Annotated in this window: 8 protein-coding genes, 2 tRNA genes and 1 pseudogene; 3 read left to right on the forward strand and 8 right to left on the reverse strand. The window is 51.7% G+C overall.

What is annotated here, in order from left to right:
* Positions 1 to 115: 115 nt before the first annotated feature.
* A pseudogene (locus F4Y64_07950) lies at positions 116 to 1,111 on the forward strand (ATP-binding protein).
* Between the two features lie 199 nt (positions 1,112 to 1,310).
* Here the strand turns inward: F4Y64_07950 and F4Y64_07955 are convergent.
* Both F4Y64_07955 and nth read right to left on the reverse strand, forming a co-directional pair.
* Complete coding sequence (locus F4Y64_07955) at positions 1,311 to 2,825, reverse strand: 2,3-bisphosphoglycerate-independent phosphoglycerate mutase (GenBank protein MXX97529.1); 1,515 nt, start codon at positions 2,823 to 2,825, stop codon at positions 1,311 to 1,313.
* 16 nt (positions 2,826 to 2,841) lie between these two features.
* Complete coding sequence (nth, locus tag F4Y64_07960; GenBank protein ID MXX97530.1) at positions 2,842 to 3,693, reverse strand: endonuclease III; 852 nt, start codon at positions 3,691 to 3,693, stop codon at positions 2,842 to 2,844.
* Positions 3,694 to 3,708: 15 nt separating this feature from the next.
* Between nth and F4Y64_07965 the strand changes: the two genes are divergently transcribed.
* Complete coding sequence (locus tag F4Y64_07965) at positions 3,709 to 4,896, forward strand: DUF4105 domain-containing protein (GenBank protein ID MXX97531.1); 1,188 nt, start codon at positions 3,709 to 3,711, stop codon at positions 4,894 to 4,896.
* Here the strand turns inward: F4Y64_07965 and F4Y64_07970 are convergent.
* From F4Y64_07970 to F4Y64_07990, 5 genes are all read right to left on the reverse strand, one after another.
* Positions 4,859 to 4,931 (reverse strand) — tRNA-Glu (locus tag F4Y64_07970). The two genes, F4Y64_07965 and F4Y64_07970, sit on opposite strands and share 38 nt — an antisense overlap.
* A 13-nt stretch (positions 4,932 to 4,944) precedes the next feature.
* A tRNA-His gene (locus F4Y64_07975) sits at positions 4,945 to 5,018 on the reverse strand.
* Positions 5,019 to 5,067: 49 nt separating this feature from the next.
* Positions 5,068 to 7,413 (reverse strand): regulator, encoded by a 2,346-nt coding sequence (locus F4Y64_07980; GenBank protein ID MXX97532.1) that lies wholly within the window; start codon positions 7,411 to 7,413, stop codon positions 5,068 to 5,070.
* Complete coding sequence (locus F4Y64_07985) at positions 7,410 to 7,943, reverse strand: 6,7-dimethyl-8-ribityllumazine synthase (protein ID MXX97533.1); 534 nt, start codon at positions 7,941 to 7,943, stop codon at positions 7,410 to 7,412. The genes F4Y64_07980 and F4Y64_07985 overlap by 4 nt, the downstream gene beginning before the upstream one ends.
* A gap of 922 nt (positions 7,944 to 8,865) precedes the next feature.
* Positions 8,866 to 13,179, reverse strand: coding sequence for a leucine-rich repeat protein (locus F4Y64_07990; protein ID MXX97534.1), 4,314 nt, complete (start codon positions 13,177 to 13,179; stop codon positions 8,866 to 8,868).
* A 317-nt stretch (positions 13,180 to 13,496) separates the two neighbouring features.
* Between F4Y64_07990 and F4Y64_07995 the strand changes: the two genes are divergently transcribed.
* Positions 13,497 to 14,921 (forward strand): sulfatase-like hydrolase/transferase, encoded by a 1,425-nt coding sequence (locus tag F4Y64_07995; protein ID MXX97535.1) that lies wholly within the window; start codon positions 13,497 to 13,499, stop codon positions 14,919 to 14,921.
* An 86-nt stretch (positions 14,922 to 15,007) separates the two neighbouring features.
* Here the strand turns inward: F4Y64_07995 and nhaC are convergent, their stop codons facing one another.
* Positions 15,008 to 16,477: a Na+/H+ antiporter NhaC gene (gene nhaC, locus F4Y64_08000; protein MXX97536.1), complete on the reverse strand. Its 1,470-nt coding sequence runs from the start codon at positions 16,475 to 16,477 to the stop codon at positions 15,008 to 15,010.

Raw genomic sequence — 16,477 nt, forward strand, 5'->3', positions numbered from 1 at the left:
AAATATCACCTTGATCATGTTTGCAGACTGCTCCGCTCGTACTCAGCAGCGACCCGGAAGTCCCTCCTTCACTTCTGGATGAACGCGAAGAGTCAGGGTCGTCGATTCAGTCTATATTGACGAAGTGCAATACATACCGGACCTGCTTCCTTACATCAAGGAAAACATTGATGCTGACCGAAATCGTGCCGGCCAGTTCCTCCTAACTGGATCTCAGAATCTTCTCCTTGCCGAGAAGGTCACCGAATCACTGGCCGGGCGTGCCGCACTCCTATGATTCCTCCCTCTATCAAGACGGGAAGAGGAGGGATATCCCCAGCAACCCACCGTTTGGGAACACGTGCAGGTTGCGAGTTCGAAAAACTTGGGTGGATTTGGAGATCTTTGGAAAAGTTTTCTTCGCGGTGGCTACCCAGAGCTGGCAATTGGCCCCAGCCGGGATTTATCATTATGGCATGCAAGCTATATCCAGACATGCCTTGAGCGAGATGTACGTACCTTGCGCCAGGTTGGTGACCTCACGCAGTACCAGTCATTCCTGCGCGTATTAGCCGCAAGGAGTGGTCAAATGCTGAATATGACCAGCTTAGGTCGTGACCTTGGAGTTGCAGTAAACACGATCAAGGCATGGCTTTCCATCCTTGAAGCTACGTATCAAGTAACAATGTTGCGACCGTACCATGCCAACATTGGCAAACGATTTGTTAAGACACCCAAGGTATTTTTTTCCGATGTGGGCACACTCTGTCACCTTGTTGGCTTGAAGGACCCTACACACGCAGCGGCCGGTCCGATGGGCGGTGCTATTTTCGAGACTGCTGTTCTGTCCGAGACGGTTCGAACGCTAACTCACAGGGGAATCCAACCACAAATATATTTCTGGCGGACTGTGGGTGGTTCGGAAATTGATTTTATCGTAAATACGGACCACAGCCTTGTTCCAATTGAAGTAAAACCGTCTGCAACTCCATGTCCTGCGATCGCATCTACGATTCGGATTTTTCAACGTGATCTAGGAGAAACTGTGCTACCTGGGTATGTGGTACATCCAGGTGATATACGATTGTCACTGGGGCAACATGTAACCGCCATACCCTTTGCTGATTTGTAGTGGAAGTGGATTCAGTGTTGGGTCGAGCTGAATTGCGGGGCTACATGTGCAATGCTAACGAACTCCCTGTCAGGAAACGACACGAACATTAGCTGAACTCAACCTTCGGTTCGGTGATCTCGGACTTATAGATTGCGGTGCAGATGTTGCGCACCGTGATGCACGTCTATGATCTCTTTGTATCCTTGCGCAGCGATATTCAAGTATCAATAAGCACTCGTCCCGTCATCGTTTGCGGAATTCCTAACCCCATCAACCGCAAAATCGTGGGAGCAACATCCCCTAACTTGCCCGATTGGATCGATCCCTTAAAGCCATCCCTAATAATCAGGTGTGGCACGAGCGCAGTAGAATGAGTCGTATTCGGGGATCCATCCTGATTCCGCATACAGTCGGCATTCCCGTGGTCCGCAATGATACTGACACTGTATCCTGCCGCACGAGCGGCTTCCACCACGATACGTACAGCTTCATTAACCGCCTCAACTGCCTTGACCGCTGCCTCAAATACGCCTGTATGTCCAACCATATCTGGATTGGCAAAATTGAGACACACAAAATGGAACTCCTCCTTCCTCAATGCTTCGACTGCACGATCTGCCACTTCGGGCGCGCTCATTTCCGGCTGCAGGTCGTAGGTAGGTACCTTCGGAGACGCGACCAGCAAACGCTTCTCCCCTTCGAATAATTCCTCACGCCCTCCACTGAAGAAAAAAGTGACGTGTGGGTATTTTTCCGTTTCCGCCACCCTCAACTGCCGTAATCCGGCACTCGCTACAACCTCCCCCAACGTTTGATTAAGATCCACCTTGTCAAATGCCACCGGCAGCCCAAACTTCTTATCATATGGAGTAAGCGTAGAAAAATATAGCCGCTCAAATGGAACTACCTCGAACTCGGCGCTCGTTGGGCTTTGGGTAAATGCATTGACCAATTGACGCCCACGATCTGCTCTGAAATTGAAGAAAATAACCGCATCGCCATCGGTGATACGTATCGGTTCAACGATGTATGGCTCAATAAATTCATCCGTAATGCCGACCGTATAGCTCGATTTGAAGGCCGCTGCTGCACTCTCACAAACCTCCCCTTCCCCATGTACAAGCATTTGATAAGCCTTTCGCGTGCGCTCCCACCGCCGATCACGATCCATCGCATGGTAGCGACCAATCACTGTAACGATTCGTGCCAAATGTCCTGCGCGCTCTTCAAACTGCTGGACGTAGTGAGCACCACCGTGAGGGTCTGCATCTCTGCCGTCTGTAAATGCATGTATACAGACCTGATCACGGGAAAGGCCCTCACGCTTTGCTAACTCACAAAGGGCAATGAGATGGTTGATGTGACTGTGCACTCCCCCATCAGAAAACAGTCCCATTAGATGTAAGCGCGTATTTCGGGCATGTCGTGCAGCGGTTACGAGCACCTTGTTTTCGAAGATTGATCCGTCTTCAATTGCCAGATCAATTCGTGTAATATCCTGATTCACAATCCTCCCCGCCCCTAAATTCATATGTCCCACCTCGCTATTGCCCATCTGCCCGGGGGGCAAGCCAACCGCCCTGCCCGAAGCCTCCAGAGTACCATGTGGGTACCTCGCAAACAGATCATCCAAAAATGGTTTACGAGCTTGATCTATCGCACTCACAGATGGGTCAACGGCTATACCATAGCCGTCCAGAATAATGAGAATATGTTTCTTCGGCATCTTGATCGTCTCTGCAAATAGGTTAATCAATACGGTAATCTCGAACAATCTTTAACGTCAGCCCAGTTTTGGATAGATACACGTTCATGGAATTACACTTTGGACAGGCGAACTGCACCGTTCCGGTGCGGTCAAGCCTAGAAATGGGCTGATCAAAGTATTGACGCCGGGTTGCACAGTAGTAGTCTCCCTTCCTAGGGTCCAAACCCTTAATTGGCTTGGGGAGCCCTTGAAGAGCTTCGTAGTATTTACATGCACTTTTCACGACACAATCTGAACAATTGGGGCTTCGGGCAGTGCAGGTATACCTTCCGTGAAGGATCAAAAGATGGTGGGCCCGTCCCCAGTCATCCCGGGGAATCACCCGCTTCAGCCCCAACTCCACCTTGAGAGGTGTTTCCGCCTGGTCTACAAGACCAATCCGGTTGGTGACCCGAAATACATGCGTGTCCACGGGTAATGCATCCCGATCCCCAAATGCAACTGAGGAAACGACCTGCGCCGTCTTCCTGCCAACTCCCGGCAACTTCATGAGCGAAGCCTGATCCTCAGGAAGCTTCCCCTTATACTCAGACATAACCTGCGCTGCCATCCCCACCAAATGTTTAGCCTTGTTATTCGGATAGGAGATGGATGCAATGACGCGAGCAACTTCTTCTGGAGTTGCCTCCGCGAGTTCTTTGAATGTAGGCCATACTTTGAACAGGTCCGGCGTGACTAGGTTAACACGCGCATCCATGCACTGTGCAGAGAGAATGACAGCAACAATGAGCTCATACTCACTTGAGAATCTGAGTTCTGTCTCTGGGCGTGAAATTACTTCTGAGAGCGCGTCAATCACAATATGCGCGCGCTTCTTTCTGCCTAAGTGCATAGACCTGTAAAGGGTATGCGGTTAACTCATTCAAGACTCATACTGTTCATCCTCTCAGTTCTGATTTCTGCTGGAGTCAGATTCAATACAAATGCGCAGATTTCGGATTCAGCACGTGTATCCATCTTAACCACCTACCCTGGAGATGTTATCTACACTCTGTGGGGGCATAGCGCACTACGAATCGAGGATCCGATTACAAACATTGATACCTCCTACAACTATGGGACCTTTGATTTTAGGAATCCTTTATCCTTCATTCTTCGCTTTGCCTATGGAAAGCTGGATTATCGACTGTCTTTGCACTACTCTCCCGCCTTGCTTGAGCATTCCTGGCTTTCGCTGGGACGCGGCGTTGTCGAGCAGCGGCTAAATATGACCGCGGAAGAGACTCGCGCCCTTTACGAATATTTATCCACTAATGCACTACCAGAGAACCGTGTCTACCGTTACGATTTTCTCTATGACAATTGTGCAACGCGAATCCTTGATGCTCTGGAAGATGCACTCCAGACCGAAATAGCGGACTCAACCTCTGCGGAAGTCACATTCCGCAATCTGATTCGACCATACCTACGAGAACATGCCGGGTTGGATCTGGCGATTAATCTTGCAATGGGGATTCCTGTAGACCGGGATGCGACCCAACGACAACTGAGTTTCCTGCCAATCGACCTGCAAGTCTTGCTAGAAAATGCGCAAACACGTACTGGGACACCACTGGTTGTGCAAACCGATACACTCTTTGGGAATCCGGTTACTCCTGAACCGCGGCGCACCATGTCTTACCCGACTATCATAGGATGGCTTATCCTCCTGGTGGCACTCTTTCTCTTTGTGCGCGATATTCCTCATCCTCGCAGACGGGTTTTTGACACCCTCCTATTGGGAGTCGTGACTATAATCGGACTCCTGATCACATTTTTCTGGTTCGTCTCCCTTCACGAAATCACCCGTCCAAATCTGCACATTCTGTGGGCTTGGCCTCTGCATATCCTCCCGCTTTTCCTCTCCCGAAAATCCTGGACAACCGTGTACTGGTATGCTGCAACGTGTGCTGCTGCTGTTTTTGTATTCGGAGCACCTTGGTGGGCACAATCTCTTCCGCCTGCAACTATCCCGATGGCACTGGCAGTAGCACTTAGAAGCTTTATCCTTGCCCGAGTACCGCGTACGGGATTTGAACCCGTGTTACCGGCGTGAAAGGCCGGCGTCCTAGACCCCTAGACGAACGCGGCAAATATTTACGAGGGTGACCGAGGGGACTTGAACCCCCGACCTCCAGGGCCACAACCTGGCGCTCTAACCGCCTGAGCTACGGTCACCATTTTGGCGAATCCCAGCTTGAACAAGCCACGGTTATAAAAGATCTCGTCAATGAATGACTGCAACCTTGCCATATGCCACACCTTCACCATTCTTTCCCATGGCAACAATCAAGTACATTCCAGAAGGGACTAGTCTGCCATCCTGATCGCGACCATCCCAAATCCCCCGTCCACCACGTGCCTGCATGCGTCGGACCAGTTCTCCGTGCACTGCCATGACAGATATTTCCGTTTCGGCAACCAGACCTTCAATATAAATTTGAGGTTCTGCGTCTGAAATAATCTCGACTGGGTTTGGGTAAATAAACAAATCCCTTGTACGTTCCGAAGGCTGAATCGCATCACTGAGTAGACTGATGAGCCCCTTATCGGTCCCCAAAAAGACACGACCACTGGATCCTTCGACAGCGATTGTGACCACCATATCAGAAAACAAGGGAGAATTATCAGACCTATAGTGCGCAACCTGCGTGAATCCGTCGCTCTCCGAAAGCAAATAGATACCACCGGGGGTCGCCATCCACAGCCGGTTTGACGGATCAACCGCGATGTCATTGACACTCAATCCATTCAATACATAGGATCCAAATGTGCGATCCGCCCAAACAGGCCATACTGCTTGCAAAGTGGGATCATTTGCGGCAAAAGAGCCACTTCGAAAATATGCAGGACCGCCACTGGTACCAACCCAGACCCGTCCGGCTAAATCTTCCGCGAGTGCGTGAATCTGAGTACCCGGTAGCCCCGTACCATTGGACCCGGGAGTTGCATAATAGGCACATGCATCATCCGTTGCATCTTCGGGCGTATCGTTGGTATCCAGAACGAGTAGCCCCCGGGTAATGTTCAGGTTCCCCCGGTCCAACAAAATAATCCACTTAATTCCGTTCGAATCGATAAAGATATCCCCCAATGCGTTGGTTTGGGGTGCTCCCTCACATCTGGGCGGTAGCAGTCGGGCCCATGTCCCATCCGGTGCACGTACATGTAATGGGTAGGGCGAAGTTGTATTTGTCACCCAAAGCGTTCCATCCTCTTCGCTAGCCATCCCCCCAACGATGATATAATCCTGCGTTCCCGCTGCCGGAAGTAGAGTCGAGTTGATTCGGTCATAAGTCGTAACCACATCTTCTGGGGAGACCTGTGCCAGGCCAGCACCGCGAGAAGCGGCCCATGCTACTCCTAGGCCGTCAACATGTACGCGCCAATAACTCCCCCTGTCACGCAATCCTTCGAAAAATCGCCCCGTGAAATTCGTCCACTCCTGGTTTGAATCCATACGATAAAACCCGGATCTGGGGATACCCAATTGAGCGGCAGCCCAGAGGCTCCCATCTGGACCGATCACCAAATCCCCAAAAGGAGAATCAAATGGTCCCTCGGGATAAAGACCATTACTGACAAGGTCCAAGGAGAGGGTTCCGCTTGCTTTTGTGTAATGATTCAGCCCACTATCAGCATCTCCAAGCCACACATCCCCAGTCGTGTTCGTTGATACTGCACGTAAATCCTCGTACCCGCTTACGAGAGTGGTCTCTGTCCCTCGCGCATCGTAGGCACGCAGTCGAAATCGCGTTACAGCTAGAACTTGGTCATCAAGAATCCCAAAATCCAGGATCGCGCGTGCACTGGACCCAACCCGTTCATAGCTTCCATCCTGCATTCGCTTTCCCAGGCCAAGAGGCGTACCCACATACAGGCGTCCGTGGTGGTACACAATATTCGTGACCTGCGGGACTGGAATGATTGCGTCTTCGGATGTCCAACTGCTTGGATCCTGGAGGCTTCTTCCTGAAAGTGGCGCATAGGCAATGCCTACGTCTGTACCAACCCATACTCCAGTCTCTCCGCTAGGGACAGTGTCCACTTCAATATCATTGACAGCGGTCGCTGCTGGGAGCGAGCCAAATCTGCTATACGTGTCACGGACCTCATCACGGAGCGGATCAAAGACCACCACCCCAAATCCCGTTGCAATCAGAAGGCTGTCTCCCCATACTTCCATTGCATTGATGATCTTGGAAGGAAAGCGTTCACTGCGGTAAATATCAAAATAAGTGGTGACCTCTCCGGATGATATATCCAGGCGATCAAATACACCATCTGCGTATCCGATCCAGACAAGTTGCCGCGCAGAATCCCATACGATCGCCTGCGCATTCACATCATAAAGGCCTTCAGCTGCGGTATACCGCTCTATCTCACCACTACTTAGATCATAGCCGAAAATCCCTCCCGTAGAAGCTACCCAAACCATCTCCTGCCCTGCCGATAGACCCGTCACCTCGCGTGCGCTAGTATGCGCTGTCCATGATCGTGCAGATTGGGCATAAACCGGGAGGGCAAATAGAAACACAAAAAGCCCCACCCAAATGCACTCGAGCGATTTCATGCAGACATTTTCTGGGAAAATTTTCGCAACAGGCCAGCCATCTCTAGAGCAGCAAGCCCTGCTTCTCTTCCCTTATGATTTGGACCAGGCTCTGAGCGCACTCTTGCCTGCTCAAGGTTTTCAGGTGTAATGACTCCAAGAGCTATCGGAACTCCGGTCTTGAGTGCCACCCTCTGTAACCCCCCGATACTCGAATCACTAATTGCTTCAAAGTGATAGGTTTCGCCTCGAATGACCGCTCCCAAGGCAATAATAGCGCTATAGCAGCGACAGTTGATCATCTGCTGAGCCACAAGTGGTAATTCGAATGCCCCAGGGCACCAGACCACATCAATGTCTTTGACCTTGTGTGCAGAGAGCGTCGCAACGCAGCCCTCCAGCAGGTTTCTGGTAATGACTTCATTGAACCGACTTACGACAATTCCAAATCTGGCCCCCTCGGGCTGCTCAAGCAGCCCGGTGAATTCCGTCACCTTCTCCAATTTCTCTGCACTTTGACGCCTTTTCGTCTCTTCCAACCTTGAAGCCATCTTTTATAAATTAAAGAGACTGTATACTTGATCCGATGTTTTCTGGTCCTACCCCCAGATAGATTACTGCACGTAACCGAAATCCTCTCTGCCCTTGGACCAGAGAATGGTACTCGCGAATTATTTGAGGAATTTTGTCCGAGTGCCATGAACTACTGCTGGAAAAAGATTCCAGCAGTACTTTACGCAAGATATGATAGGGTCTGGCCGCCGAATCATCCCACGCTATAATATCTTGTCTACAGCATACAGTTTGACTTCACCGTCATCATCAACCCCCAGGAATAGGGTAGCTGCATGGCGAGGGACGTTCTGAGTTAGTTCACCGCCTCTGGGACGCGTGAACGGATACAGGGCATGAAGCACCCTGCATCCATTTCTTAGAAGATCCCCTTTTATTTTCCTCGGAAAGATGCATGAGTTTTGCAAAACCAGTCCTACTCTCCGAAATGGATGCCTTGAGTGCTCTACGACAACAACAATCCACAACTCGAGGGATCTTGCAAGAGGCTCGCACGATTTATGAAGTCATTACCTAGGATCCTCAACGCTCCCGACAACAGCAATCTGAATGCTATAACATGCAAAGATTACGACGCGCTGGTGCATCTCTCCTTGACTCTACAGTGCTACTGGGTCCGCCTAGTTGGGATCAACATGCATTCTATAAATTAATTACCATCTCGTTGACTCCGGCAAAATCCCATTTGAGGGAACAGTCTAGAGCGCGATCCATCCTCTCAAGAAATCAGACCAAAATGCATCATACGTCTTCCATTTTGAATGACTGCACAGGATCTCCGGAACAATCATCAGTCCGCGGTGGAGAAACTTACGTTCTGGTAAACTCATCGGATGGCACACCTTTGTCGTACAGAGGTTCATGTGACCGGATTCAAGTCCCCTTCTGCCATACCGCTTTTCAATACTGCAGCGTTCCCCGCAGATTCAGTCCTACATTTCCCTTTGCGTGGGCGTGCACTAGTCCATAGATGGCCACGGTAAACCGGTCTCGGGGCTGTAGCTCTCCCCCCAGCCGCATCAATGCAGTCCCGGATTGCCAGGTGGCCCCCAGGACGGATCGGGCCGTGCCCTGTTGCATCGGAATCCCATACCCCACTTCCATCTCCGTCCGGTGAAGATTCCGTTGTGGAACGGCATCCAGCACCGTCTGCTGGTGATGCAGGGTCAGCCCCTGATTCGCCCCCCAGGAGGGACGGACCCGGAGCATCAGCCCTTCCGCCTCGCGCCCAACCTGCACCGATCCCGAGATCCCCCACTGCGTAAACCCGTCTTCCGCATGCAGGACCAACCCTTGAGAACGCACCTCTCCCTTCAGGTGCCACGCCGGAACCGACACCCGGACCCCGCCTCCCAGCTCCATCCCCAGTCCGGTCTCCGCACTCCCGCCATCCCGACGCACATTCGCCTCCACATACGGACGAATCCGATCCCCCAGATCCAGGGCCAGTTCCATCCCCAATCGTGTCTGGTATACCTCTGCTGTCACATCCAGATCCGACATCGTGGCATCCGCATACCAGACATCTCCATGGTAGCTCAGTCGCAGCGCCTGCACCGACACCAGACTCCCCCGCACCCCCAGTGCCCCAAACCCCGAGGTCAGCCGGCCCGACAGGTCCACTCCCTCCGCCCGGCCTCGACCATAGCCGCCACTCACCCAGATGCCGCCTCTTTGGTGCTGATAGGATACATACGGATACACTCCGGTCAGTCCGGATTCCAGCACTCCCGTGTCCTGATGCACGACAAACGATCCATTTCCTTGGCTGTGCGCCACAACCAGCCCCGCCATCCATCTCCCACTCCACCGGTAATCCATTCCAAACAATCCCGTCGCCACCGACCCGCGCAGACGGAGCGCTCCCGCGTCCCGGCCCCGGAACCGCCGATAGGCCCCGCGGCCCCATACCCCAAATCCCCCCGTGCTCCTCGATACATGACACCCCCCAAGCAACTCGCCCAGCGACGGCCGCCAGTTGGACACCGTCTGCCAAAGACGCATCAGATCTGCACGATCCCCCGCCGCACACACCGATGCATCCACTCTGGACTGCACCCGCTCCTGCAGCGCCTCGACCACATGTACTGACGAGGTGCGCACAAACCGAGCCGTATACGCGGCCAGCACATTCCGGGTGACCGAACCCGCCTCGCGAATCGTGGCCACCGCCACTGCATTCGCGATCTGCGCATGTGTTGACTGCTCCAGATGCACCGAAAACGTTTCCCCGCGCCAATCCAGATCATCCCGCAGCAGCGGCACCGCAATCGTGGCGGCGACCGCCCCCGGGAGAAATTCCAACATCCCCGCCACGGCGCGATAGTCCTCGCCCGCCTTCGCCGTCCCATCTCTGGTTCGGTAGGATACCGAGACCGGTTCAGAACTCGGCGCAGATAAATGAACCGTAAACCGGATCACCTCCGCCGATTCCACTCCGTCTTCAACGCGAAGCGTCACCCCGCCATCATCATCCACGATTGTCAGCATCCCCACCGCCCGTTGGATGATCGCATTGCGCGGCTTCGAAAGCGTTACCGTTAACTGCTCCTCCCCCTCTGCAACTGCATCATCGACAATCCCCACCGAAATCACTCCTTTGGTCGCATTCCGACCAAACACCACGAATCCCTGTGACGACACATAGTCCGAAGGTGCTTCTGCCGTCCCATCCGACGTCGCATACTGCACCATCACCACCTTGTCCGAAGGACGATTTAGTTCCACGCGCAGTTGTGCTGCCTTCGCATCCTCTCGGCGCGTGAGGTCATGGATGGACACCGACAGCGGCGCAAGGCCATTGTCGGTGATCGTTACCGCCACCGCGTGCCGCACGCCTGTATAGCCGCCCCCTGAAGCCGTGAGCGTCAGCCCCACCACATCATCCGTGAGATCCTCATCTTCCGCCGCCGTCAGGACGATTCTCTGTTCGGCATTCCAGTTTGTGGACGTAAAGGTCAGCGCCACCGGATTCATCGTCAGGTCGGTGCCCGCATGTCCAGTGACCGTCACCGTTACAGTTCCCGTTGGCTGCGATGAAAGCGCCACCGGCAGGTCCTTTGTACCGCCTTCGGGCACGATGGCGGATGCTGGTGCCGTGATCGCGGCGACATCGTTGTCGGTGATCGTCACCGCGACCAAATGCGTTACCCCCACATAGCCGCCGCCCGAGGCCGTGAGCGTCAGCGCCACTTGGTCATTTGTAAAACCCTCATCTTCCGCCGCCGTCAGGATGACGTTCTGTGCGACATTCCAGTTCGTGGGCGTAAAGATCAGCGCCACCGGATTCAACGTCAGGTCCGTGGTCGCATGTCCGGTGACTGTGACGGTTACCGGTGCTGTTGGCTGCGACGAAAGTACGACCGGCAGGCCTTCTGAACTCCCTTCGGACACTACCACCGACGCCGGCGCCCTTAACGAAGCCAGATCATCGTCCGTGATCGTGAGCACGACAGCTGCGGGATCGGTGACTCCCCGCGTATTGCGGGCGAATCCCCCAATGGTGATCGTCTGGTCTGGCGAGACTACATCGTTGTCCACCGCGGTAATCGTCACCCGATCCGTACTCGTTTGTTCCCCCGCCGCAATCGTGAGCGTGCGATCCCCGTCCAGACGATACACCAACGGCGACGGTGACGGCGAAAAGGAAAGTGATACGGTCGTCTCTTCCTCCGAAATTGCGTCCAATTCGGCCGTGACCTCCGCAACCCCACCGGCCTCCTCAATAGAGGTGCGATCCAGGACCAGATGTACCATCGGATTGTCATCATCCTCAATCGTAAGTAGGACATCTGCAGGGTTGTCGGCATCACCTGAACGGGTACCCGAGACTGTGATCCATTTTTCCGGCGGACCATAAATGTCATTATCCACCGCGGTGATCGTCACGGTACCCGTACTGCTGGTCTGTCCCGCCGGAATCGTCAGGATTTTGTTCTCACTCAGTCGATAGTCCGATGCCGATGCCGATGCCGGGAGTTGGACAGATGCCGAAATGGTTACCGTCGTCGCTGCGCTGGAGGTATGATTCATCGTTGCCGTAACCCTCGTGAATCCTCCGTTTTCACTGATGCGCGGGGCAGATAATTCCAGCGTGACGGTCGACGCAGCGCCACATACCTTGAAAGTGTTTCTGGAAGGCAGAAACGTGAGATAGGGATGGTCAAGGATGGTTGAAGGAAGACATTCAATCGGATTGTTCTGCAACCACACATGAAGTAGCGGAACACCATTCTTATGACCAAAGAAATTTTCCGGCAAAGTTCTCAGTCTGTTATTATCCAAACAAATGTGTTCCAGACTGGAGAGTCCATCGAGGAGACCTTCCGGCACACTGGTCAGGGCGTTGTAATGTAGATATAGTATTCGTAAACTGGAGAGTCCATCGAGGAGACCTTCCGGCACACTGGTCAGGGCGTTTTGATGTAGATATAGTATTCGTAAACTGGAGAGTCTATCAAAAAGCCCCGCTCCCAGACTGTCCAGGGCGTTGCCAGATAGACCTAAATACTCCAGGTTGGAGAGTCCATTGAAGAGATCTTCAGGCAGACTGGTCAGGGCGTTATCATTCAGACGTATATGTCTCAAGCTGTCGAGTCCATCAAAAAGCTCTTCTGGCACACTGGTCAGGGCGTTGTTATACAGCGATAAAGATCTCAAGCTGGAGAGACCATCAAAGAGATCTTTCGGCACACTGGTCAGGGGGTTACGGTGCAAGTCTAACCGTCTCAAGTTGGAGAGATCATCAAAGAGATCTTCAGGTAGACGGGTCAGATCGTTATCAAATAAGTACAGAGATTTCAGGCTGTCGAGTCCGTCAAAAAGCCCGTCGGGCAAACTGGTCAGGTCATTTTCAGATAAGTTCAAACCTACCAGACTGGAGAGTCCATCAAAGAGCTCATCCGGCACACTGTTCAGAGCGTTACCAAATAAGGATAAAACTTCTAGGCTGTCGAGCCCCTCGAAGTCTCCCACACTCAGAGATGTAATTCCCCCTCTACCCGCATTAATGTCCTTGATTCCCGCTAAACTCTCGGTAGGTACGCTCTTACAATCCGACTCGCTTAGATTTAGTTGTTTAAGAATTATTGCTTCAATTTGGCTGGTGCGATCACAAATATCTTTAAACTCCTGGGCCTGAGAATTCAATGAGAAGAGGAGCAGTGGGATGCTCAGAGAAACCCGTGCAATGAGTTGAAAAACGATCTTGCTCATGAGCCCCTCGCGAAATTCCAAGATCTAAAACCGGGAGCAAATCACGAATAGAGCTCCGCGAACCTTACGGTACAGTTTCCAAGTCCATGCGGTTTTTGTCCTTCGGGCGCACAGGCCCACAGCACTCGCCTCGTGAATAATTGTCCACCAACAGGTCACTATGGACAGAAAACGTTTCTTGCAAAGATAGTGACACCTCAAGTATTTTTTCAGTCAATTATATTCTTTATTTGTTATATAACGAGAAGCAATTGTTATAATACTGTTAACCTATGATAGATTGTATCTTTGGGGAGAGTTTTGTAAGATGCTCGACGATGCATCATTTAGTTAAATCACTGATTATTTTGGCACTTTCGTTCTTGACCGCATCATGCCACAATTGGTCAAAGGCCCTCATCTATCCTAATGTTCTTCTGGTGATGACCGATGACCAGGGATGGGGAGATACGAGCTACAACGGGCATCCGCATTTAAAGACACCCCATCTAGATGAAATGGCATCCAACGGGGTTGTGTTTAGTCGTTTCTATGCTGCTTCACCAGTCTGCTCACCTACCCGTGGCAGTGTATTGACTGGCCGTCACCCTCTCCGCTATGGTATCTGCCATGCAAATTGCGGCCATTTGAAAATCGAAGAAGTGACACTTGCAGAGCTGGTTAAGGAAGTAGGGTATACAACAGGGATTTTTGGCAAATGGCATTTAGGGACATTGACTCGAGACACGATTGACTCCAATCGGGGAGGCAGGCTTCAGCATGATGCCCATTATTCGCCACCTTCCCAACATGGCTTTGATACATACTTCGTGACGGAAGCAAAGGTGCCTACCTGGGACCCTATGATTACACCCCCTCGCTCAGCAGGCGATGTATCGCTGTCTCAGCAGGAGGGAAGGCCATTCAATACATTCTATTGGTCCAATCGCGGTGAAATTGAAACCATAAATCTTGATGGGGATGATTCCCGGGTGATTATGGACCGAGTCATCCCTTTCATTCGAGATGCGGTGAAACAAGATCAGCCTTTCTTTGGTGTTGTTTGGTTTCATACACCACATCTTCCTGTCGTTGCAGGGGAAAGTTATAAAGAACCGTACTCCGAGTTGTCCGAAGATCAGCAACATTTTTACGGAGCATTAACAGCCATGGATGAACAGGTGGGGCGGCTAAGAAAAACCTTGCGGGAATTAGACGTATCCGATAATACCGTATTGTTTTTCACCAGTGACAATGGTCCTGAAGGCGAAAATATAGCGGGAAGGACCCAAGGTAGCACGAAAGGGCTCAGAGGGAGAAAACGAAGTCTTTATGAGGGTGGCATCCGTGTCCCCGGTATTATGGAGTGGCCTGGTGAAATCTTACCGGGCACAACCTTGGAGTCCCCTTCTTTTACTTCAGACTATTTTCCCACCATTGCGAGTATCCTCAATATCAACCTGGAGAAATACAACCGTCCTTATGATGGGATGAACTTGCTCCCCCTACTCCACGGAACCATGGAAAAAAGAGAACGAAATTTGGCATTTAGAATCAATCAACAAGCCAGCTTGATCGGTGAAGTCTATAAAATCTACAGCAATGATGGAGGCAACGCATTTGAACTATACAACATTGTCGAAGACCCCTATGAGTCAACCAACATAGCCACCTCCCATCCCGATCAGTTGAATGCAATGGTTACGGAATGGAATCAATGGAAAACATCCCAGGAGGCCAGTGCAAATGAAGCTGATTACTAATCAGGATTAAATCTACTTGCCGCAAGAAACGATCTTGCCGGGAAGGATTATCCCAGCTGAGCTGCGTAGGTGAGCAATAGCCTTTCCTATCCCTCCGTAGGAGCATTTCCATCTTCATCTAACGGAACAATGGTAAATCCCGTAAAGCCATAAATTGCGCTGATGACCGGATTCATGTAGTTAAAAAATGCAAATGGCAGGTAGTACAACGTCGGTACACCAAGTGTAGCGGCCATAAACGCGCCACATGTGTTCCAGGGAATCAAGGCAGATGTAAGCGTACCTGAATCCTCCAAGGCACGCGAAAGGTTCTTTGGATGCAATCCGCGCTTTTCATACTCTGCACGATACATGCGACCTGGAATCACGATGGAGATATACTGGTCACCTGCTACAATATTCATCCCAAAAGCGGTTCCGAGCGTTGCTAAAATGAGAGTACCTGTACTGCGCGCTGCACCAAGAATCTTTTTTGTGATTACCATCAACATCCCCGTCTTCTCCATTGCAGCACCAAACATCATCGCCGAAACAATGAGCCAGATTGTATCCAACATGCTGGACATTCCTCCTCGTGTCAGAAGATCATCCAGGGCTGCATTGCCGGTATTGGCGATAAACTCCCCAAACATGACCATCCAGAACCCCTTAAAGAGAACCAGAACACGTGGCAAATCCGACTCGCCTACAAATGCGATGACCACCTCCTGTTGAAAAATCATTGCCGTGATCCCTCCCAACAATGCTCCAATAAGAAGAGCTGGGAACGCCGGCATCTTCTTATAAATCAACACCAGTACCGCCACCACAGGAATCAAGAGATGTACCCCCAGATTGTAACCGTTCTCCAGGGCACTCAATACTTCATCCAGACCCGTCGAAAGATCCATGGTCGGTCGCCACACAAACCCAATGATTGTGAACAGGATTAAGGCAACCGAAATGCTTGGCACCGTCGTCCAAAGCATGTGCCGGATATGAGTAAACAACTCGGTCCCCACCATTGCAGGGGCTAGATTGGTCGTATCCGATAACGGAGAAAGCTTGTCCCCGAAATATGCACCGGAAATAATTGCTCCCGCTGCAATCCCCAGATGAAGACCAAATGCTGCAGCAATACCTACTAAAGCGATCCCGATCGTGCTGACGGTCGTCCACGAACTCCCTGATACGATGGCCACAATTGCACAGATGATACAACAAGCCGTGTAAAAAATCGTAGGATTCAGGACTTGGAGGCCGTAATACATCATGGTTGGAACCACACCTCCCAAAATCCATGTTCCGATCAAGGACCCCACAACCAAAAGAATAAATATAGCCCCCATAGATAAGGAGACTCCCTTGACCATGGCTTCCTGCATCTGCTTCCAGGTAAACCCAAGCCGCAGACCGATCAGCGCACAGACCATGGCGGACAAAATCAGCGCGATCTGGTTCGGGCCATATGACGCATCCTCTCCAAAAAAATTCACGGACGCGACCAGCAATAGGATCAGTACCCCTACCGGAAGCAGGGACTGCCAGATGCTCGGGTTCGATTGGGCTTCCTGCAA

It is taken from the genome of Rhodothermaceae bacterium (assembly GCA_009838195.1).
Taxonomy (GTDB): Bacteria; Bacteroidota; Rhodothermia; order Rhodothermales; family Bin80; genus Bin80.

What these genes read in the sequence shown, in the direction of transcription:
- nth (MXX97530.1), bottom strand. Translation starts at nt 3,693, where the DNA reads ATGCACTTAGGCAGAAAGAAGCGCGCGCATATTGTGATTGACGCGCTC.
- F4Y64_07965 (MXX97531.1), top strand. Translation starts at nt 3,709, where the DNA reads ATGCGGTTAACTCATTCAAGACTCATACTGTTCATCCTCTCAGTTCTG.
- F4Y64_07980 (MXX97532.1), bottom strand. Translation starts at nt 7,413, where the DNA reads ATGAAATCGCTCGAGTGCATTTGGGTGGGGCTTTTTGTGTTTCTATTT.
- F4Y64_07985 (MXX97533.1), bottom strand. Translation starts at nt 7,943, where the DNA reads ATGGCTTCAAGGTTGGAAGAGACGAAAAGGCGTCAAAGTGCAGAGAAA.
- F4Y64_07990 (MXX97534.1), bottom strand. Translation starts at nt 13,179, where the DNA reads ATGAGCAAGATCGTTTTTCAACTCATTGCACGGGTTTCTCTGAGCATC.
- F4Y64_07995 (MXX97535.1), top strand. Translation starts at nt 13,497, where the DNA reads ATGCATCATTTAGTTAAATCACTGATTATTTTGGCACTTTCGTTCTTG.